Annotated in this window: 17 protein-coding genes and 3 pseudogenes; 8 read left to right on the plus strand and 12 right to left on the minus strand. The window is 55.1% G+C overall.

From position 1 onward, the window contains the following. Nucleotides 1–126 precede the first annotated feature (126 nt). The 5 genes and pseudogenes from ACRESJ_RS02090 to ACRESJ_RS02110 all read right to left on the minus strand — a co-directional run bounded on the left by ACRESJ_RS02090 (nucleotide 127) and on the right by ACRESJ_RS02110 (nucleotide 2,860). Nucleotides 127–582 (minus strand): antitoxin Xre-like helix-turn-helix domain-containing protein, encoded by a 456-nt coding sequence (locus ACRESJ_RS02090; RefSeq protein ID WP_431756407.1) that lies wholly within the window; start codon nucleotides 580–582, stop codon nucleotides 127–129. A 6-nt stretch (nucleotides 583–588) separates the two neighbouring features. After that, nucleotides 589–729 carry a type II toxin-antitoxin system prevent-host-death family antitoxin gene (locus tag ACRESJ_RS02095; RefSeq protein WP_431756451.1) on the minus strand — a complete coding sequence of 47 codons (141 nt, stop codon included), beginning with the start codon at nucleotides 727–729 and terminating at the stop codon, nucleotides 589–591. A 96-nt stretch (nucleotides 730–825) separates the two neighbouring features. Beyond that, nucleotides 826–981 (minus strand): annotated as a pseudogene (locus ACRESJ_RS02100) (hypothetical protein); the annotation flags it as partial. 2 nt (nucleotides 982–983) lie between these two features. Further along, nucleotides 984–1,721 carry a gluconate 2-dehydrogenase subunit 3 family protein gene (locus ACRESJ_RS02105; protein ID WP_431756408.1) on the minus strand — a complete coding sequence of 246 codons (738 nt, stop codon included), beginning with the start codon at nucleotides 1,719–1,721 and terminating at the stop codon, nucleotides 984–986. A gap of 260 nt (nucleotides 1,722–1,981) precedes the next feature. Further along, nucleotides 1,982–2,860, minus strand: a complete 879-nt coding sequence (locus ACRESJ_RS02110; protein ID WP_431756409.1) for a LysR family transcriptional regulator — start codon at nucleotides 2,858–2,860, stop codon at nucleotides 1,982–1,984. A 119-nt stretch (nucleotides 2,861–2,979) separates the two neighbouring features. Between ACRESJ_RS02110 and ACRESJ_RS02115 the strand changes: the two genes are divergently transcribed. The 4 genes from ACRESJ_RS02115 to ACRESJ_RS02130 are packed head-to-tail and all read left to right on the plus strand — an operon-like array spanning nucleotide 2,980 to nucleotide 6,562. Then, entirely contained in the window at nucleotides 2,980–3,753 is a 774-nt protein-coding gene (locus ACRESJ_RS02115; protein ID WP_431756452.1) for an SDR family NAD(P)-dependent oxidoreductase, read from the plus strand. Nucleotides 3,754–3,798: 45 nt separating this feature from the next. After that, nucleotides 3,799–4,617, plus strand: coding sequence for a shikimate dehydrogenase (gene aroE, locus ACRESJ_RS02120; RefSeq protein WP_431756410.1), 819 nt, complete (start codon nucleotides 3,799–3,801; stop codon nucleotides 4,615–4,617). Nucleotides 4,618–4,654: 37 nt separating this feature from the next. Further along, complete coding sequence (locus ACRESJ_RS02125) at nucleotides 4,655–6,061, plus strand: MFS transporter (RefSeq protein WP_431756411.1); 1,407 nt, start codon at nucleotides 4,655–4,657, stop codon at nucleotides 6,059–6,061. Between the two features lie 36 nt (nucleotides 6,062–6,097). Beyond that, nucleotides 6,098–6,562, plus strand: coding sequence for a GlcG/HbpS family heme-binding protein (locus ACRESJ_RS02130; protein ID WP_431756412.1), 465 nt, complete (start codon nucleotides 6,098–6,100; stop codon nucleotides 6,560–6,562). 91 nt (nucleotides 6,563–6,653) lie between these two features. On the opposite strand, the pseudogene ACRESJ_RS02135 reads toward ACRESJ_RS02130, so the two are convergent. Continuing rightward, nucleotides 6,654–6,748: pseudogene (locus tag ACRESJ_RS02135) on the minus strand (transcriptional regulator); the annotation flags it as partial. A 50-nt stretch (nucleotides 6,749–6,798) separates the two neighbouring features. Next, a complete protein-coding gene (locus ACRESJ_RS02140) occupies nucleotides 6,799–8,268 on the minus strand; it encodes an IclR family transcriptional regulator domain-containing protein (protein WP_431756413.1) in 1,470 nt (489 codons plus the stop codon). Nucleotides 8,269–8,518: 250 nt separating this feature from the next. On the opposite strand from ACRESJ_RS02140, the gene ACRESJ_RS02145 reads away from it, so the two are divergent. From ACRESJ_RS02145 to ydiJ, 4 genes are all read left to right on the plus strand, one after another. Beyond that, on the plus strand, nucleotides 8,519–9,868 hold the full coding sequence (locus ACRESJ_RS02145; RefSeq protein WP_431756414.1) for an MFS transporter: 1,350 nt from the start codon (nucleotides 8,519–8,521) through the stop codon (nucleotides 9,866–9,868). A 10-nt stretch (nucleotides 9,869–9,878) separates the two neighbouring features. Continuing rightward, complete coding sequence (locus ACRESJ_RS02150) at nucleotides 9,879–10,853, plus strand: hydroxyacid dehydrogenase (protein WP_431756415.1); 975 nt, start codon at nucleotides 9,879–9,881, stop codon at nucleotides 10,851–10,853. A 33-nt stretch (nucleotides 10,854–10,886) separates the two neighbouring features. Beyond that, nucleotides 10,887–11,525 carry an RraA family protein gene (locus ACRESJ_RS02155; protein ID WP_431756416.1) on the plus strand — a complete coding sequence of 213 codons (639 nt, stop codon included), beginning with the start codon at nucleotides 10,887–10,889 and terminating at the stop codon, nucleotides 11,523–11,525. A 115-nt stretch (nucleotides 11,526–11,640) separates the two neighbouring features. Continuing rightward, nucleotides 11,641–14,694: a D-2-hydroxyglutarate dehydrogenase YdiJ gene (gene ydiJ / locus ACRESJ_RS02160; RefSeq protein WP_431756417.1), complete on the plus strand. Its 3,054-nt coding sequence runs from the start codon at nucleotides 11,641–11,643 to the stop codon at nucleotides 14,692–14,694. A gap of 101 nt (nucleotides 14,695–14,795) precedes the next feature. On the opposite strand, the pseudogene ACRESJ_RS02165 reads toward ydiJ, so the two are convergent. From ACRESJ_RS02165 to ACRESJ_RS02185, 5 genes and pseudogenes are all read right to left on the minus strand, one after another. After that, nucleotides 14,796–14,942 (minus strand): annotated as a pseudogene (locus ACRESJ_RS02165) (histone-like nucleoid-structuring protein, MvaT/MvaU family); the annotation flags it as partial. A 156-nt stretch (nucleotides 14,943–15,098) separates the two neighbouring features. Then, complete coding sequence (locus ACRESJ_RS02170) at nucleotides 15,099–16,484, minus strand: GntP family permease (protein ID WP_431756418.1); 1,386 nt, start codon at nucleotides 16,482–16,484, stop codon at nucleotides 15,099–15,101. Nucleotides 16,485–16,780: 296 nt separating this feature from the next. Further along, entirely contained in the window at nucleotides 16,781–17,626 is an 846-nt protein-coding gene (locus tag ACRESJ_RS02175) for an amidohydrolase family protein (protein WP_431756419.1), read from the minus strand. Between the two features lie 28 nt (nucleotides 17,627–17,654). Then, nucleotides 17,655–18,944 carry an MFS transporter gene (locus ACRESJ_RS02180; RefSeq protein ID WP_431756420.1) on the minus strand — a complete coding sequence of 430 codons (1,290 nt, stop codon included), beginning with the start codon at nucleotides 18,942–18,944 and terminating at the stop codon, nucleotides 17,655–17,657. Nucleotides 18,945–19,079: 135 nt separating this feature from the next. Beyond that, on the minus strand, nucleotides 19,080–19,811 hold the full coding sequence (locus ACRESJ_RS02185) for a GntR family transcriptional regulator (protein ID WP_431756421.1): 732 nt from the start codon (nucleotides 19,809–19,811) through the stop codon (nucleotides 19,080–19,082). Nucleotides 19,812–19,853 lie beyond the last annotated feature (42 nt).

A 19,853-nucleotide genomic window follows, 5' to 3' on the forward strand; every position in this document is an offset into this window, starting at 1 on the left:
GGTGGGCGGGCTGATTGCGCGAACAATCGATCTATGGCCTGCTGGCTATGCCCTCAACGCACTGTCACGGAATTGTCAGAAGGTGCTAGGTGGCTGGAGCCGATCAAATACTCCGCCTGGCCGATTTCATACAAGAATGCTTTTCTCTAGCTGACCAATGAAATCCAAGACGGCTTGCGTTTCCACCCTCGTCCCCGTCATCTCGATTGGACACTTCGATCCGAGCCCCCTAACCGGCGAACACATCCATCTCTTCGCTGCAGAAAGATCACCCTCAAACAGGCATACAGCGCGCTCCAAAACTGAGAGCAACGCCACCAGGCGATCGCTTTCTACGGTATTGAACCGCCCTGCTCTCCTCCTACGAGCCATCGTTGCGGGAGACATGCCCATAGCTTTGGAAACAACCCCTCGCTGCATTTGCAAGGCGCTTGCTATCCGATCTAGGTATTCGAAAGACAGCCCCTCATACACTAGTTCATGAAGCCTAGTGCCGCGGGACGGCAACCCAAGGGCCGTCCAGATACACTGCACGCTTTGAGGCCCTGGCCGATACTCCTTGATCGATGACGGCGATCTCACCTTCTCTTACTCCTTTGCCTCTGCACCCAACAGCCGACAAACTTCTCGCCCGTTCTTGGTTAGGACGAAGCTGTGACCTCGAGCGACAAGCGCAAGCAGCCGACGGATTCGCCGGCGAGCTTGGCTACAACTGAGGATCGTAATCATGGCTGAGGTACCTCGGTGGTGAGCATCAGTGCGTAACTTCGTACACCTTACTACATACCTCAACTCGACTGTTTTCAGCCTCACCTTTCTAGGAAAGCTCGGATAGCTGCCATCGGGGTACGTGTCCTGCATCGGGCCGCGTTCCAGGGCCACCACATTAAGTCCCGCCTCAGTCAACTCTTTGGCCATGATCGCGCCAGTCCAGCCAAAACCGACGATTACGGCATCAACCTTTTTCAAAATCTTCGACATACTCAAGCCCTCTCCCCACGAATTGAAACCGCTGGGAACGGGTATTGCTCATTGCGCTCAACCCAATCCATGAAGTCAGCTCGAGCACCTGGAAAGCCAATCTGCGTCCAACCAACCATCCCTCTGTTACCACCGTGAATCGGGTCGCAGAAGAACCCTTCCCGGGTGTTTTGCACCATTAGGCTGAAGAACGCTTTGACTGGAAAATCATCCAAAGACAACGCTCCTGATTCCATTTGTTGGAGAATCCTGTCTCGGGTAGCGCTGTCTTTGGCAGAAAAAACGTCACCTTGAGTGTCTTTGCACCACGCATCCACGGCGGCGATCCCCAAACGATAAAGCTGCTGCGGCACCAGTTGTAGCTGATAGCCCATTTCCGAGGGCGCATCAGCCACGAATGGGCCTTGCATAAACCAAAGCGCGCCAGTCGCGTACGGCGTGTTCATTTGTTTATCGATAAATTCGGCTGCACCGGCCTCGAGTGCGCCGGGGCCAAGGTCATCAGCAGGAATCAGGCGCGATACGACTGCTTGAACGAAAGCCCACTCTTCCTTGGTGAAAAAGGTGGGTTGGTAATCGCCAGTTACCGGCGCAACCGCTGGTTTGGGTGACGGGCTGGTTTCAGTTGCCGCAAGCGCGGTCATACCTAGACCAGTGCTCGCTACTGTTACCACAGGGATCAACGTGAGTGTCTTGCGCAAAAAGTCTCGGCGCGGGTTCTCTTGGTCATGTTCAGGCAAGGCAAATCCTCATCGGTTTATGGGTCAGGCGGTGGATTTTTTTGTAGGAGTTGCGCCAGGGACTTACCGTCTCAGGACTCGTGGTTTTTCACTTCCCAACAAGTCACTGGGCAACACTCATCCGTTACGCGCTTGAAATCGGTAAATGTATGACAACACATTGAATGATGAAACCGGTTTCAGATCAACCCACGCAGGTTTCCTACCAGTGATCGTAAAAGCTCATGCTCAGTCTGAAACTTTAAGACTTACACCGCATGTCACGGAAAAAGCGCCTGCATCAATGAGTACAGTGTCCGCTTGATCGGGGTATCGAGATCTATCCAGGCCAATCCGAGCGCTGTCTGATGGCTTCCTAACTCAAGAGGTCTGGCAATGACATTGGGAGGCAAGGCCCGGGCGGCTTCTGCCGGAACTACTCCCATCCCCAAGCCCGCCGAAACCAGCGCCAGCATCGTCGTGTACTCGCCAAGCTCGGCAGCAATATTTAGCTGCGTATCGAATCCTGCAAGTGCTGCGAGCAGTTCGTCATGCATACCCGGCGCAAATCGTCGCGCAAGCAGGTAGCACGGAATAGAGGCCAACTGTGACGGGAGCAACACTTGTTGCTTGGCCAGCACGTGATCGCTCGGCATTGCGACTACGAATGACTCCCGCAGGATGATGCGCGTCTGGAGGTCGGGTGCGGCGATCGGCAGACGTACAAGGCCAAAGTCCAGGTGACCGTCCCGCAGAAGCCTCAGCTGTTCGAGTGAGGGCATGTCCTTCAACTCCAGCTCAATTCGGGGGAAGCGCTGGTGGAGTGTACGAATCAGCGTCGGCAGTATTCCGGGAAGCACTGACGATACAAATGCCAATCGCAGGCGCCCGACTTCTCCTCGACCTGATGCCCGCGCAATATCCAGGGCTCGGCTGGACTGATGCAAGGTGGCGCGAGCTTCCGGGAGAAAGATTCGACCGATCTCGCTCAATGCCACCGAATGCCGGTCTCGATCAAACAGCCGAGCGCCGACCTCCTCTTCCAATGCCTTGATTTGCATGCTCAGCGCAGGCTGCACGATCGACAACCGCTGCGCGGCTCGGCCGAAATGCAGCTCTTCCGCCAGTACGATAAAGGCCCGCAAAAGTTTGAGCTCCACGTTCGTAACTCCTTATCAGTATCCGTGATCACCAGATAATGAAGGACAATTGGACGCAGCGTCGATACCGCGTTGAACTGCCAGTCATACGGATTACATGGCCAGTGGTGCAACCTGTGATGATTAGTGCATTTGATAAGTTTGATCTGAATGGGCGGATAGCACTGGTCACCGGCTCGTGCAAAGGGATTGGATTGGCGCTTGCCGAAGCCTTGCTCTCTGCCGGAGCGACTGTTGTGCTGAATGGCCGACACGCCGAGTCACTGCAACGAAAATGTGAAGAGCTAAGTGAGGCCGGCCTGAGCGTCGACTACGCAGTATTCGATGTGACTGATCGCGTTGAAATCGCCAGCGCCGTTGCCGCGTTGGAAGCGCGTCTGGGCGGCATCGATATTCTGGTCAACAACGCCGGCATTCAACATCGAGCGCCGCTCGAGGACTTCGACCCAGGGCATTGGGACGCGCTCATGCGCACCAACCTGGATGGTGTGTTCAATGTCACCCAGCCTGTAGTGCGCGGAATGATTGAGCGCCGGCGCGGCAAGATCATCAACATCTGCTCTGTCCAAAGCGAGCTTGCCCGCCCCTCCATTGCGCCCTATGCCGCCACAAAAGGCGCGATCCGCATGCTCACCCGTGGCATGTGCGCTGATTGGGCGCGATACGGGATTCAGATCAATGGCCTGGCGCCAGGCTACTTCCGAACCGAACTCAATCGCGACCTGGTCAATGACGCACAGTTCTCGGACTGGCTTTGCCAGCGTACCCCAGCCGGACGCTGGGGCGAGGTGGAGGAGCTGTCTGGCGCCCTCCTCCTGCTCGCTTCTGATGCCTCTGATTTCATCAACGGCCAGGTGCTTTATGTCGACGGTGGACTGACCAGCGTCGTGTAAGCCTGTTCCTCCAATGCTCGACCTGATCAACAAAGGAAAAACAGCATGCCTCGATCTATCCCTACGCTCTGCGGTTCGATCATGGCTGAGCCCTTTTCGCTCAGCGAGAAGATACATAACGCTGCCTATGAACATCTTGGCCTGGAGTACCGCTTCGTCTGTTTCGGTGTGGAAGACCCGACGGCTGCCGTACAAGCCATTCGCACACTCGGTGTGCGGGGCATGAACGTGTCGATGCCTTACAAGACGGCGGTCATCGAGCACCTGGACATCATTGATGAAGCCGCCCAGGTGATTGGCGCGGTCAATACCATCAATAACGTCGACGGTGTTCTGACGGGCTACAACACCGACTACCTCGGCGCGCTGGCGGCGCTTGGTGAAGTAATCGATCCAGCTAATCGCCGCGTGGCCGTGATCGGCGCCGGCGGTGCGGCACGCGCAGTGGTGTACGGCTGTTTGCAGGCAGGGGCGCATGTCACGGTATTCAACCGTGGTGCTGCTCGAGGCCGAGACCTTGCCGAGTCGCTGGGCACCGAATATGGCGGTGGCATCGAAAGTTTTCTTGCCAGTGAATTCGACATCGTTATCAACGCCACCTCTGCCGGCTTTCGGCAGCCCTCCGTCAATCTTCTAGAGGGACGCCTGGCCAGTCATCTTGTGGTGATGGACGTCGCCTTCATCCCTGCGCAGACCGCATTGATACGCCAGGCACGGCAACTGGGCTGCGTCACGGTGTCCGGCACCCGGATGCTGGTGCACCAGGCTCGCAAACAGATTGAGCTCTACACCGGCCACGATGAAGCACCGTTGGAAGTCATGGAGCACGCGATGCTTCAGGAGATCGAACGCCTGCAAATCTGAACCTGAAGCTTCGCACTGACTCCCCAGAGGACAGGTCATGAAAACAACAACAATAAGCACCACACCTAGTGAAACCGAAAGCTATTCAAGTAATACCGCGAGCGCGCCCGAGACCGAAGTACAGACCCGCGATCTACGTCGCGCAGCTTGGGCGTGTTCATTGGGTAGTGCCTTGGAGTACTACGATTTCGCGCTTTACACGCTGGCGTCCGCACTGATTTTTGGCCCTCTGTTTTTTCCGGAACAGACACCTGAGATGCGTTTGATCGCCAGTTTCGGCAGCTACTTTTTAGGCTTCGCGGTACGTCCCGTGGGCGGCATTCTATTTGGGCAATTAGGTGATCGAATTGGCCGGCGATATGTACTGACCGCTACGGTTCTACTCATGGGGGTTTCGAGTGCCCTGATCGGTGCTTTGCCGACCTTCGAGACTGCGGGATACCTGGCACCCTTACTGTTGGTGGTACTACGCTTGCTGCAAGGATTGGGCGCGGGTGCCGAGCAAGCTGGCGCGGCGGTCATGATGACCGAGTACGCACCTCGCGGGCAGCGTGGGTTTTATGCTGCCCTACCATTTCTGGGTATTCAGATCGGGACATTACTCGCAGCAGTTATCTATCTGATGTTGGCCAACGATCCAGCCCACGTCACTGAGACCTGGCTCTGGCGCGTACCCTTCTTGCTCAGTGTGATCATCATCGGCGTTGGTCTTTACATGCGTCTGCGGCTCAAAGAATCACCCACATTTGAACGCATGAAGGCGAACCGCAATGAAAACGTCAGCCCTTTACGCACCGTGCTGACCACTTCACGCCGCCCCTTGTTGTTGGGTATCGGACTGCGTCTGGCGGAGAATGGCGGATCATCGATTTACCAGGCCCTTGCCGTGAGCTACATGGTAGGTGTCATCGGTCTGCAGGGCCCGATTGGTGTAATGACATTGATATGCGCAGCCACCGTTGGCGCTTGTACGGTGCCCATTGCGGGCAAACTCAGTGATCGCTTTGGTCGCGTTCGAGTCTATCGCGCCTTCGCCCTCCTTCAGCTTGTGCTCGCCTTTCCTGTCTGGTGGGTGCTCAGTCAAGGCGATGCCGTGTCCAGCATGATCGCCATTGCCCTGGCTCTGGGCATCGGAACGTGGGGCATGTTCGGTACCCAGGCTGCATTGTTGCCAGAGCTCTTCGGCGCAGGACATCGCTACATGGGGGTATCGGTTGCGCGGGAAGCGTCATCGGTGATTGCTGGTGGGATTGCGCCTATGGCCGGCGCCTTGATCATCGCCTTTGTCGTGGCGATACGTCCGGAAGATCCTCACGCCGCGGTAGGTGCCTGGCTACCCATTGCAGGTTACTTGACGCTGCTGACCCTCGCGACGTTGTACACCACGTTCAAAACTCCGGAACCTCGTGATCGCGATTTGAATGATCCGAACGATGCCCGTTGAATCTCCCACCATTCGTTATCCACCGGAGGTCTATCGATGAATGCACATCGACGACAGATCAGCACAATCACCCTACCCTCGGCTATCGGCGCCATGGAGGCCGCCGTAGCCGAAGCTGAGCGGCGTGGCCTGCGCATTAGCGTCTGCGTGGTCAATGCCATGGGTCAACAAATCCTGGCCGCACACATGGATGGGGCTACGTTGCAATGCAGTGAAATTGCACGTGGAAAGGCATTGACCGCACTCGGCTATGGGCTTTCGACCAGCGCTTGGGAGCATCGATTGGAGAACCGCTCGCATGCGGTGCGCCAAGGGTTGCCTTTACAAGCGGGGCTTGTCCTTTTCGGCGGAGGAGAGCCCTTTCTAGATGAGGAGGATATCGTGGGTGCGATCGGTGTGTCGGGTGGCTCTGAACAAGAAGATGTCATGTGTGCGTTGGCCGCGGTGGAGCGAGTCAGCCGGTTACCAGGTGGAACAGGTCACAAAACCTCGCTTTTGTGATCCATTGTTGCCGCTGACCGAAAACTGACCCAGTAGAGGCTGTTCTGCCGACTGAAAACTGCCCCAGGTGTTCAACTGCTTCTGCTCACTTTTCGAGCAGGTTAATAACGTCTTTCAGGCTGTAACCGTGATCAGCTAGCAAAGCGCGCAGCTTGGTCTAAAGTTCGATTTTTTTAAGCCCGCGTCGAATTAGAAGGCTTCAAGAGCTTAGAGGTGTCAACGAAACTAGGGACGATTCACCCCCTGCTTACACCCAGTGAGAGAAGACGCTCAATCTTAGCCGTGGCCTCGCGCATTAACTGTGTGAGTGTAGGAAGATCACGCTCATCTTTACGATACTGAGGAATAGTGGCTGAAATCGACCCTCTAATTTTGCCATCTACAAAAAATGGCACAGCCAAGCCGAATGCGCCGAGCACACGCTCGCCGTCACCTGTGGCCCAGCCTCTTTCGTGAATTACCTTTAACTCCGACCTGAGCACTTCACGAGAAGTAATGGTTGCCTCGGTAATTTTTTCAAGTTCGATAGAGTCTACTAATTTTTGGTCACAGAAAGCTAACACCGCTTTACCAGCCGCACCGGCATACAGCGGTACTTCCACGTTGACTTGAAGTTTGTACTGAATCGGTCGCCATCCTTGAATTACATCAAGGAATTCCGCTTTTTTAGTTGATTCGTCGTAGGCTAGAAATGCGATTGTCTCACCGGTCTCTTGGACTAATCCTGACAAAATCGGTCGTGTGAGATCAGCGAGATTGCGGTGATCGCGGCCAATCCTGGAGGCCCATTGATAGAGCTTCGAACCAGGAAAAAGGGTTGAGCCAGATAAATCTACGACTCCCCCTTGAACGCCAGATTGTATCAGTCGTTTAGCAGTAGCTTCATTGCATAAAAGTTGCTCAGTCAAATTCACAGAGTTTTTCAGTCCGTCCGGAAAAGCGCAGGCCAATAGCAAAAGTCTCTCGAGGCGAGTAACGGTGGACTTAGTATCCTCGATCGATAAATTGGGCGCTCGTTGAGGGCAGTTTAGAATTTTAGACTTTACTGCTGCCTCTATCTCTGCAGCGACTCGTTGCACATCTGCATCAATTTGCGAGGACTTTTTTGACCCGGTGCTAGCAACAGAATGGACTGAAATTGAGATGATTAGCCCATTCGCAAGGCTCTTTGTGGCAATCGATAAAGCGCTGGGGAATTCTGCCTCTGATAGTAGTCCAAGGGCTTCTTGAGCTCTCGAACTGCAACTTACATCACGAGGGTTACCAAGCACATTTGAATGCGAACAATCGGCCTCGATGAATGCAGAAAACTGCCGACCGATATCTCCAAATGTAAGTGGAAAGATAACACCCAATTCAGGCCTGAACGTGAGCGTGGCTTTGGCCTCACGGCAGGCAGCGACGAAATAACCATTACTGAGGGGGCAGTACACAGAGACGAGCGCAGTGCATTGTGAGGAATCAGCCAGCTCGCTCAACGATGCCCCGCTCAAGCCAAGAAGGAGACTTGCATCACTTAGCGCTTTCGTAAGAACGCTTACTCTTGGCCCTAAGCTGTATTTGCCTATTCCCACCTCAATAGCAAAACCATTTTCAACCAACGAAACCAAAATCCGATTAACGGTACTTCTGCTCTCTGAAAGCTCTGCAGCGAGCTCCCGCACTCCCCATGGTTCACTGCCCGCTCTCCTGACGAGCGCATCCACTACCTCTATCAGCCTGGTATGGCTGGATGCAGGGGTAGCGGGCGTAGAGGCGGAGATAGAGCGTTCTGAGTGAGCCATCATTAAATAAATCGAGGTTCTGGGAGCTCCATTCTGGCGTCAAAAGCATCCCGACCGCAAATCTCACCCGGCTGTTGACAACCGACTCGTGGTTCTAGAAGCTAGACAAAACAAAAGCAGGACACTGTCCCATTTTTTGAATGAGGCCGACGTCCAATTACCCGAGGTGCCCATGAACAACAATAATGTTATGGCGGAGCCCGCCGTACTCACCGTCGAAGACACGGAGCAAACCAGGAAAGCGAAGAAGGCCACGAGGGCAGCTGTGTTCGGGACGTTTGTTGAGTACTACGACTTCAGCGTCTATGGATACGTTGCCGCAACCCTGGCAATGGTTTTCTTTCCTTCCGACGATGCGACGACAGGGCTGCTGAATACATTCCTCGTCTTTGGTTCTGCATTTTTGGTTCGGCCTCTCGGGGCTATCGCTTTTGGCTGGCTCGGAGACAAGGTAGGCAGACGCTTCAGCTTGATCGCCAGCATTACCCTTATGGGGGCGGCGGCTACCCTCATTGGTCTACTGCCCGGTTACGCACAAATCGGAGTTTGGGCACCCATACTTCTGGTCGTACTGCGGATGCTCCAGGGTTTCTCCGCCGGTGGCGAAATCGGTGGCGCTGCAAGCTACATCCGCGAATGGGCTCCGCCTAAACGCCGCGCCTTGTACATCTCGTTCCTGCCCTCCATCGCTCAATTTGGTAAAGGCTTGGCGGCTGCAATCGCCGGCCTTGCTGCGGCTACCCTCACAGATCCGGAGATGCTCTCTTGGGGCTGGCGTATCCCATTCCTACTGGCCTTGCCATTAGGGATCATCGGTCTGTACATGCGACTGAGTATTGAGGACAGCCCTGAATTTGCGTCCAAAAAAGACGATGCTGAAGTCAAGAAAGGCCAACCTTTCGCTGAGTTGCTTCGCGACTATCGCAAGCCTTTGGCCAAAGTGATCATGATTGCGATGGTGCAGAACATCGGTACCTACATCGGTACTGTATTCATCGCTGCCTATTTCAGCTCAATCCTGGGGTACTCGAAGAGCCAGGCGTCGACGATCGTACTGGTCGCTGTGATCCTGGCCGCGTTTCTGATCCCTCTGGCTGGCCAGCTCGGCTCATATCGCGGCGGCAAGTCCATCCTGCGCTACTCCTACCTGGCCTATGCCGTGCTATCGATACCCTCCTTCATGCTGATGCAGCAGGGCTCGGTCAATCTAGCTATGGCTGGCCTGGCTCTCGGCATGATTCCGTATGCACTCTGCCAGGCGGGCACTTATTCGGTGATGCCCGAATTCTTCCCAATGCATATCCGCCACACCGGCGTCGCCTTCGGCCACAGCGTTGGCGCAGTAATCGGCGGAGGTTCAGGCCCATTCCTCGCTACCTGGCTGATCGGTGCAACCGGTAATCAGTCCACTCCCGCATTCATCTTGTGTGCATCAGGTCTCTTGGGACTGATCGTTATCTCGACCGTTCGTAAAAATGCGCCGGTGGCTGGCGATGATGCCAACACCCACCAATTCTCCTAAGGTAATGATCATGCCTTTGATTTATGTAACAAGTCCGATCCATCCCGATGTATTGCAAGCCCTTTCTTCGGTAGGCCAGGTTCGACTCGGCTATGGCCCAGATGCGGTGTCTTATGCAGACATCCAACAACATGTAGATGCCGTATTTTTGCGCGGCGGCCACATCTCTGCAGCGATGATCGCCGCTTCCCCGAAACTGCGGATCGTAGCCCGGCACGGCGCGGGCTACGACAACGTCGACTACAAAGCCGCAGCCGAGCTGGGTGTCTGGGTAACCAATACGCCAGGCGCGAACAGAAGAAGTGTTGTGGAGCATGTGTTCGCTCTGCTGCTTGGAATCAGCCGCAAGATTCAACTGACTACGGATCAAACCCGCAGCAGTATTTGGGCAGCCGATCGACTGTCCCTTACGGGTATCGAACTCGAGGGTCGAACCCTTGGCTTGATCGGCTTCGGCGACATTGGTCAGCACGTTGCGCCAGTTGCTGAAGCTTTCGGCATGAAGGTTCTGGCGACTGACCCTGCTTATGATTTGAGCTTCGATAAACGCTTGGTAGATCTCGATACCTTGTTGGCCCAAGCAGATGTGCTGAGCCTCCACGTGCCTCTGCAGGCGGGAACTGAAAACCTCATTGGCAGGGCTGAAATCGAGAAGATGAAAACAGGCGCCATCCTGATCAACACCAGCCGTGGTGGCGTGATCGATGAAGAGGCGGTTGCAGAAGCGCTTCGCAGCGGCAAGCTGGGTGGTGCAGGTGTCGACGTGCTGGCTGCGGAAAACACCGACATGATCTCTCCTTTCAGCTGCAATACGTTCCCCGTTCCAGATCTGCCCAACCTGCTCGTCACGCCTCACGTTGCAGGACAAACCAATGAATCATTGCTGCGTGTTGGCATGAGCGCTGTAGAGGCGATATCCGCAGTCTTGCGCGGCGAAGCACCGCTGCACCCAGTCAACAACCCTATATCCAAGACGTTCAACTAATAGCGCTCTAAACAGTTTCAAGCCGAGGTCACCATGTTTATCAACGTATCTGATGAAAGCATCACCGTGAGCGAAGATTGGGAACGCGCGTCCCTAGAACAAATTAGAGAGATATCGCATTACCCGGTCGCGCTTATTGGCGATGTTTTGCGGCGCTTGGGAATGATGGCTTCCGCTATCCATCATGTTGCAGGCAAAGCTTCGTTCTCCGGAACGGTACTGCCTATCCTCACTTGGGAAGGTGACAACCTGGCTATCCACAGGGCATTGGACGATGCCAAGCCAGGTGACGTTCTCGTGATCAATGGCAACGGTGAAACGAACCGTGCTGTTTTTGGTGATCTGCTGGGGGAAGTCTGTCTCGCTCGAAAAGTTGCAGCTGTGGTCATCGACGGCGCGGTTAGAGATGTGGAGGAGTTGAGCGCCATGGGGCTGCCGACCTATGCGCGTGCAGTGAATCCAGCTGGCCCATCCAAATACGGCCCGGGACAGGTCGGTGCGCCTGTCGCGTGCGGCAATGTTGTTTGTAACCCTGGCGACGCTATTTTGGGGGACAAAGACGGAGTCATCGTCATCAGCCGTCATTTGGTTCCATCGCTCGCGGACAAGCTCAAGATTCAAGATGGAATCGAGAACAATTTCAGAGAGAAAGTCCGCGCCAGTATTCGCTGAAGCTATACGGCATTGATGCCTGATCGCCTAAACATGCTCGAAATTATTGCAGGCTTCCCCACTGCCGGCACGTTAGCTACGTCAAGTAAAGCCTCGCGCCGGTTGGAGTTTTATAATGATCGCACGGTTGCTCCCGTCCAAAAATCTAAGCGTGAACTACGACGAGTTTCTAAAGCAGCTCGCTAAAGCGGGCTTCCAAGGAGAAGTCGCTTGCAGCTATGGCCAGCGGACGGTGCTTGCAACTGACAACTCGATTTATCAGCGTCTACCTCAAGCAGCCGTATTCCCCGTAGATGCTCAGGACGTAGAGACTCTCGCGAAACTGGCAGCGGAGCCTCAGCACAGATCCGTCGTGCTCACACCACGAGGTGGCGGCACCGGCACCAATGGCCAGTCGTTGACCGATGGTATCGTCGTCGACCTGTCACGTCACATGAACACCATTCTTGAAATCAATGCTGAAGAGCGTTGGGTGCGCGTCCAAAGTGGCGTGGTGAAAGACCAGTTAAATGCCGCGCTTAAGCCCCATGGACTTTTCTTCGCGCCGGAATTGTCCACCTCCAACCGGGCAACGATTGGCGGCATGATCAACACCGATGCCAGTGGCCAGGGAAGTTGTACCTATGGCAAAACCCGCGACCACGTTCTAGAGCTTTCGACGATTTTACTTGGGGGTGAGCTACTCCACAGCGCGGCAGTGGAAAACGGCTTTCTGAAGCAAGAAACTGCGCGTCGAGATCGGATCGGTGAGGTTTACCGATGCGCGATCGACATCGCGGAAAACCAGGCGGATCTGATTGAGCGAACCTTTCCTAAACTAAACCGCTGCCTCACCGGCTATGACCTGGCTCACCTTCGTGAGCAGGGTGATCGCTTCAACCTCAACAGTGTATTGTGCGGCTCCGAAGGCTCCCTAGGTTTCATTGTTGAAGCCAAACTTAATGTCTTGCCGATCCCGAAGTACTCGATCCTGGTCAACGTACGTTATGCCGGCTTCATGGATGCTTTGCGCGACGCGAAGGCGTTGATGCTGCTTAAGCCGTTATCGATTGAGACCGTTGATTCCAAAGTTTTGATGCTGGCGATGAAGGACATTGTCTGGCACGGCGTCGCTGAATACTTCCCCGAAGATCCAGACACACCCACCTTGGGAATAAACCTCATTGAGTTCAGCGGTGACGATGAAGTCACTGTCCATCAGAGCGTTCATGACTTTGTCTTGCATCTGCAGCGAGACAACTCCGTTCTGCGCCTGGGCCATACGCTTGCCATAGGCGCCGATGCACTAAAGCGCGTCTATGCGATGCGTAAACGGGCGGTTGGATTGCTGGGCAACGTTGAGGGTGAAGCCAGGCCGCAGCCATTCGTAGAGGACACTGCCGTACCCCCTGAAAATCTTGCTGATTTCATACAGGAATTCCGTGCTCTATTGGACAGCTATGAATTGCAGTACGGAATGTTCGGCCATGTCGACGCAGGTGTACTACATGTGCGACCGATTCTTGACATGAAAGACCCGGCCCAGGCTGCCCTAATCCGCCCTATTTCCGACGCCGTCGCTTCTTTGACTCAAAAGCATGGTGGCTTGTTGTGGGGTGAGCACGGTAAGGGTTTGAGATCCCAATATGTGCCCGACTACTTCGGCGACCTTTACCCGGCACTGCAGGAGTTGAAAGCAGCTTTCGATCCGCACAATCAACTCAACCCAGGGAAAATCGCAACCCCCAAGACGGTGCTGGCAGCTCGGCTAACCCGGGTAGATGGCGTTCAGTTACGCGGCGACTTAGACCGGACAATTGATGAGAGGGTTTGGCGAAGCTACGACACCGCACTTCACTGCAACGGGAACGGTGCGTGCTACAACTTTGATCCAGACGACGCGATGTGTCCGTCCTGGAAAGGCACCCGCAATCGTGTGCACTCACCTAAAGGACGTGCCTCGCTGATTCGCGAGTGGCTAAGACTGCAGGGCCAGCAAGACGTTGATGTAGTCGTGGCTAGTGATCACATACGATCAAGCAGTAATGTCACCAGCATCGCAAAACGAGCCGTCAACACGGTCGCACAGAAAATGGGGCAACAAGATTTTTCCCATGAAGTTTATGAGGCAATGGCTGGCTGCCTTGCTTGTAAATCCTGCGCGGGGCAATGCCCGGTGAAGGTCAACGTACCGGAGTTTCGTTCGCGGTTCCTGGAGCTGTACCACAGCCGCTATCTGCGTCCGCTAAAGGACTATCTGATAGGCTCGCTCGAATACACGATTCCCTTCATCGCTCGTGCCCCTCGCCTGTACAACTTTGTCATGAGCGCTCGCCCCGTGCGTTTCATCCTCGAGCATGTGGCCGGAATGGTCGATAGCCCTTTGCTAAGCATGACGGACTTCGACGCTATATGCCGCCGTTGGGGCGTTCAGATTGCTACACCTGAGCGCTTGTCGGCACTGGGAGAACACCAGCGTAGCCGCAGCGTAATCCTCGTTCAGGATGCTTTTACCCGCTACTTCGAAACACCGGTGCTATCAGATTGGATCGAACTGATCTCAAGGCTCGGCTACCAGGTTTACATCGCCCCTTTTGCGCCAAACGGAAAACCGCTTCAGGTGCAAGGGTTCATCGGCGAGTTTGTGAAAGCCGCAAATTTCAACACTGATGCTCTACGTCAGATTGAAGGCTACAAAATACCACTGGTGGGGCTCGATCCGGCGATGACGTTGGTGTACCGGCAGGAATATGCAAAGACGCTGGGCAGCGATAAAACTCTCACCGTTTTACTGCCTCAGGAGTGGCTAGCAGATGCACTACCGCAGTTGTACGAGGAGAAAGGTGCGGAAACTTATTACTTCCTGCCCCACTGTACGGAAAAAACAAATGAGCCTGGAAGCATTGGCCTCTGGCAGCAAATCTATACGCGCATGGGACTAAAGCTGCAGGTTCAGGCGAGCGGGTGCTGCGGAATGTCCGGAACCTATGGTCACGAGTCGAAAAACGCGAAGACTTCAGGCCTTATCTACGATCAGTCTTGGAGGCCGCTGGTGGAAAAATTCAACCGATCAGGGCGCCTTTTGGCGGATGGGTATTCTTGCCGTAGCCAAGTTAAACGTAAGGAAGGTGTGACGATTCTGCATCCGCTACAGGCTCTCCTTGCTGTCGTGCGGGAAGCGACTTTCTAAGTTAACTCTATCTCTTGTCACTCCTATGAGGCAGTTCAACCGCATCTCTTCTGTACGAAATTGCAAAAGGCCCTCTCGGGCCCTTTGTACTCAAACCAAACTCACTTGGTCAGCCAAGACTCGACGGTCGCCGAGCCGTGCTCAGCCTGCCATTCCTTCAGAGTCTTGTGATTGCCCCCTCTGGTTTCGACGACTTCGCCGGTGTGCGGGTTTTTATAGACCTTAAACATGCGTGGCTTTCGGGTGCCGACACTTTAGGGTTAGAGCCGAGTAAAACGCTCCATCTTTACCAGCGAACACTGAGCATTCAAGTTCGCTGGTGAAACACCCTGTTGAACGTAACTATATTTCCCTCCTCGACTAACTCGCTCGGGCAAGGTTACTACCTGCGAACAGATCCTGACTCAAACCACCGTGACAGCCGCATTCAACATCAACACCACAATCAAACCGACCACGGCTACGATGGATTGAACCACCGAAATGGTCTTGGTGGCTTCGCCCATAGTCATGCCGAAGGATTCCTTCACCATCCAGAAGCCCGCATGGTTCGCATAGTTAAAGAACAGCGAGCCGCAGCCTATGGACAAGGCAAGCAGAGGCAGGTTGAGGCTGGGATCAGCACCTGCAAGCGGCGCCAGCAAGCCAGCAGCACCAACGATGCCTACAGTGGCAGAACCGGTGGATACCGAAAGCAACATCGCGATCAACCAACCCAGGATCAGCGGAGGGAAAGCAGACTGCTGAGTCAGGTGCACAATGGCATCGCCCACCTTGGCGCTGGTCAGCAGCTCCTGAAAGGCACCACCGCCGGCGATGATCATAATGATTGAGGCGATTGGCTTGAGGCTCTTGCCCAGGGATTCGCGCAATTGCCCCGCATCGCCGCCCCGCGCGAGTACCAGACTTGCCCCTGCGAACAGCACGCCCAGGAGCATGGCTATCAGGGGGTTGCCCAAGAAACTGGCCATATTCAGGATCGCATTGCCCTTGGGTAATACCATCTCAGCGACGGCATGAATCAGCATCAGGATCGCCGGTAGCAAGGCTGCCAGCACGCCAAGGCATACGCTGGGGCGTGGTTGATCGTCGGCTTTTTCAGCTAGTGTGAACTGATCTAGCAAAACCTGATCGGGCCGAGTGCTCATGCGCGGCGAAATGAATGCGCCATAAAGCGGGCCGCCTAAAATCATTGCAGGAATAGCCGCAAGGAAGCCATAGAGCATTGTGGGCCCAACCGAGGTTTTGAGCGCGGCGATGGCCGTCAAGGGGCCAGGGTGCGGCGGTACCATCCCGTGCATGGCTGCAAGTGCCGCAATTACCGGAACCCCCACATACACATACGCTGAACCTTTGAAGCGGGCCTGGCTTTCCAGCTTTCGCGCCACGCTGAATATAAGCGGCAGCATGATCACCAAGCCCACCTCGAAAAACATGGGAATGCCAATGACAAAGGCAACCATCATCATGGCCCAAGGTATCATCCGATCCGATGTTCGCTTGAGGATGACCTCGGCGATCTGCTCTGTGACCCCTGCGTCAGCAAGAATTTTGCCTAGCATCGCTCCAAGCGCGATTACGATCCCTACTGCCCCCAGTGTCTTTCCGGCGCCGGTGATCAAGTGGGAGAGGATGTTTTCTGGCTCCATACTGGTTGCAAAGCCAACGCCAACGCAAACGACCAGCAAGGCCAGGAGCGGGTGCATTTTGAGACGCGACACGATGAGCGCCACCAGCACCAGGACGCTCACCAATGCGGTCAGTAAGAGGTTTATATCCAAGGGAGTCATGAAAGGATCTCGGTTGGGCTGGCGCTCAAGCTGCACTCAGATTTGAAAGAGAAGCTTGAAACCGTAACGCCTGTCGGCGCACGCGATAAACCAAACATCGTTTGGGTGCTTTCAACTTCGGCATTGGATGACCTGTTCATGAAATCAACTCTCTTGTCATTGGAATATGCTGCTATTACGCAGAACTCCTCGATGAGGCGCGATAGGTTTTATCTGCTACGTCGCACATCGAACGTTCTGTATGTGTTCGTTTAAATGGTGAGATGAATGGCCATCTGCCAATGCAGGCGTAAATTTCAGCTCTCGCCTTTTGCAAAACCGAATAACCTTCGAGGGACTTGCACCAGCAACGAATGGCTAACCTGCGTCGAACACTCCAAGGCTTGCAGCTGATCGACTACGGTGCTGAAACCGATGCTTTTCTCATGCTGCGTATGCGGCCAGTCGCTGCCCCACACCAACCGGCGAAGGCCGAAACTTTGTTCCAGCAGCGGTAATGCCATTCGAGCGAAATTGATGTTCTGTTGTGGCGTACCTCCCAAACGATAGATTCCCGATACCTTCATCCAGATCGAACCTTTCGATCCCAACTCCAATAACTCGTAAAACCCGGGCTGATCGACGCCCGAATTGGCATCCGGCCGACCAAAGTGATCAATCACCAACTTCAAACCGAACGGCGTCAATTGATGGATCAGCCCCGGCAGATCCTTTACCTCCCGATGCAACTCGACATGCCAGTCAAGATCAGCGATGTGGCTGAAAAACTCTGTCCAGGCACTGTTACGAAAATCAGGTAACGCCTTACCCATCAGGTTCAAGCGAACGCCGACTACGCCCAGGTGATCCATGTCATTCAACATGGCGCGACTGACACCTTGTTCCAGCACAACAACGCCTCGCAACTGATCCGGCGCTTGCCTCAACGCCGCCAGCAAGTAGCTATTGTCGGTGCCGAGAAAGCTCGGTTGCACCAATACGCCATGACTCAGACCATGAGCGTGCAAGTGCGTCAGATACTGCTCAAGCGTGGCGTCGTAATCAGGGGTATAGCGCCGTGCACCGACCAGATTCAGATCACGGCTAAACACATGAGCATGGGAGTCGATGCCGGTGATCGGCGTAGAACAGGTGTCAGTCATAGCGTTCATCTATAGAAGGTAAAGGGCATCAGGCCCGCGCACTCTCGTTGCCGTTGACCGTTGCTGGCACCGATGCACTCGAAGCTTCGAGGCTGCGTCCACGGGTTTCCGGCAGACAAAGTGCCGCGATCACCGCCACGCCATAGGCAATCCCTGCGTCGATGCCTATCGCCGAACCCAAGGACATGGAGTCGCTCATGTGACCGACCAGGAACGGGAATACGGCAGAGAGCACCCGGCCAAAGTTGTAGCAGAAGCCGACACCGGCACCGCGTACATCCGCTGGGTACAGCTCGTTGAACAGTGCGCCCAGGCTCGCGGGAATACCGGCCGCGAAAAAGCCGAGCGGGAACCCCAGGAACAGCATTTGGGTATTGGTCAGCGGCAGGAACACATAACTCTGCACAGTGACGACACAGCAAAGCGCGAACAGCACGATGTTTTTGCGTCGGCCAATACGGTCGATCAAAAAACCGCTGACCACACAGCCACACCAGAACGCGAAGATGATCACCGCCAGGTAGCCGCCAGAGTTCAGTACGGACAGATTGCGCTCAGTCTTGAGGAACGTTGGCAGCCAAGTCATCACTGCGTGGTAACCACCGTGCGCACCCAGGCCCAACAGACCACCGAACAGCGTTACGCGGATCAACTCGGGGCGGAAGATGCCTGCCAAGGATTTGAAGAAACTTTGCGGGATGGCGTTTTCTTTTTGCAGACGTTGGAAGCTGTCGGGCTCCTCGACATTACGACGCACCCAGATAATCAGGAACGACGGTAGCAGTCCGACCAGGAACATCACGCGCCACGCCATGTCCTGCGGCACGAAGGAATAAATCAGTGTGAACACTCCGACGGCCAGCCCCCAACCCACGGCCCAGGCACTTTGTACGGTGCCCATCACTTTGCCGCGATACTGCGGATTGATGGTTTCGGCCATCAATACTGCACCTGCTGCCCACTCGCCGCCGATGCCGAAACCCTGGAGCGCCTTGACGATCAAGAGTTGGTTGAAGCCGCTCACAAACGCGGAGAGAAAGGTAAAAAAGGAAAACCATAAAATCATCCACTGCAGCGTACGCACCCGGCCGTAGCGGTCGGACAACGTCCCCCCTACCCAGCCTCCGATGGCTGAAGTGACCAGAGTCACTGCGCTGATCAGCCCCGCGTCGCCCTTGGTCAGGGCAAAGGCGGCGATCAAAGCCGGAATTGCCAGGCCAAACATTTGTACTTCCAGTGCGTCGAGCGACCATCCGCCGAAGCAGGCCCAAAACGTTTTGCGCTCCCGAGGAGTGACTTGGCGATACCAGCTGAACATGATTCTTATCCTTATAAGTGGAACGGGAAGCAACCGAGAACAAACCGCGCCGCTACGGGCCAGTCATGGCAATCAAAACAATGAAATCAGCAACGACCGAGTCGTCGCTGAGTGATCCGCTACCCAGGCACAGGGTTAGCGAATATCCACGCTGTAGCGGAAGTGCTCGGCATGCCCACGTGAGCGACGCCACTCCAGCGGTGTACCGGCGTAATCGCGCGCCAGACGCTCGATGACCACCACCGGACTGTTGATCGGGACTTGCAACAATCGCGCATGCACGTCATTCACAGATTCAGCGGTCAGTGTTTCTTCGGCATAGGCGACGACCTGCCCGCAGACTTCTTCGTAGATCGGATAAAGCAGTGGCCCCTTGCGGCTCAGGTCGATCTCCAGCAGTGCCTCAAAGCGGTTACGCGGCAGCCAGATTTCTTCGGCGAGCACCGGCTGAACATCAAGTAGACGAACCCGGACTATGCGAATGACCGGCGACTCGACAGGCAGGCCCAACGCCTGGGCCACCGCCGAGGGCGCGGCTACCGGCTCGATGGATAGGATGCGACTCTCCGGCACCTGGCGTTCGCCGGAAGCGGTTTGAAAACGGAAGAAACGAAACAGTGACGATTGAAACTGCGGCCGGCGAATGAAAGTGCCTCGACCTTGCTGTCGCTCCAGGATGCCCTCACTGACCAGCGCGTCGACCGCTTTGCGCACGGTGCCAGTGGAAAGCTGGTATTCCGCTGAAAGTGCGGCTTCGGTGGGAATGGCCTCTCCCGGACGCCAGCGATTGTTGGCGATTTGCTCTGCCAAGTGGTCACGCAGGCGTTGGTAAAGCGGCAGGCGAACATCACTGGATAGAGCATTCATCGACTTTATTCACCTTGTTGTCTAGTCATCTATATGAATCTT

It is taken from the genome of Pseudomonas sp., assembly GCF_050739655.1.
GTDB lineage: Bacteria > Pseudomonadota > Gammaproteobacteria > Pseudomonadales > Pseudomonadaceae > Aquipseudomonas.

Excerpts from the sequence above, each read along its gene's own strand:
- ACRESJ_RS02095 (WP_431756451.1), bottom strand. The coding sequence starts at position 729 with ATGATTACGATCCTCAGTTGTAGCCAAGCTCGCCGGCGAATCCGTCGG.
- ACRESJ_RS02115 (WP_431756452.1), top strand. The coding sequence starts at position 2,980 with ATGATTAGTGCATTTGATAAGTTTGATCTGAATGGGCGGATAGCACTG.
- aroE (WP_431756410.1), top strand. The coding sequence starts at position 3,799 with ATGCCTCGATCTATCCCTACGCTCTGCGGTTCGATCATGGCTGAGCCC.
- ACRESJ_RS02125 (WP_431756411.1), top strand. The coding sequence starts at position 4,655 with ATGAAAACAACAACAATAAGCACCACACCTAGTGAAACCGAAAGCTAT.
- ACRESJ_RS02130 (WP_431756412.1), top strand. The coding sequence starts at position 6,098 with ATGAATGCACATCGACGACAGATCAGCACAATCACCCTACCCTCGGCT.
- ACRESJ_RS02145 (WP_431756414.1), top strand. The coding sequence starts at position 8,519 with ATGAACAACAATAATGTTATGGCGGAGCCCGCCGTACTCACCGTCGAA.
- ACRESJ_RS02150 (WP_431756415.1), top strand. The coding sequence starts at position 9,879 with ATGCCTTTGATTTATGTAACAAGTCCGATCCATCCCGATGTATTGCAA.
- ACRESJ_RS02155 (WP_431756416.1), top strand. The coding sequence starts at position 10,887 with ATGTTTATCAACGTATCTGATGAAAGCATCACCGTGAGCGAAGATTGG.
- ydiJ (WP_431756417.1), top strand. The coding sequence starts at position 11,641 with ATGATCGCACGGTTGCTCCCGTCCAAAAATCTAAGCGTGAACTACGAC.
- ACRESJ_RS02170 (WP_431756418.1), bottom strand. The coding sequence starts at position 16,484 with ATGACTCCCTTGGATATAAACCTCTTACTGACCGCATTGGTGAGCGTC.
- ACRESJ_RS02175 (WP_431756419.1), bottom strand. The coding sequence starts at position 17,626 with ATGACTGACACCTGTTCTACGCCGATCACCGGCATCGACTCCCATGCT.
- ACRESJ_RS02180 (WP_431756420.1), bottom strand. The coding sequence starts at position 18,944 with ATGTTCAGCTGGTATCGCCAAGTCACTCCTCGGGAGCGCAAAACGTTT.
- ACRESJ_RS02185 (WP_431756421.1), bottom strand. The coding sequence starts at position 19,811 with ATGAATGCTCTATCCAGTGATGTTCGCCTGCCGCTTTACCAACGCCTG.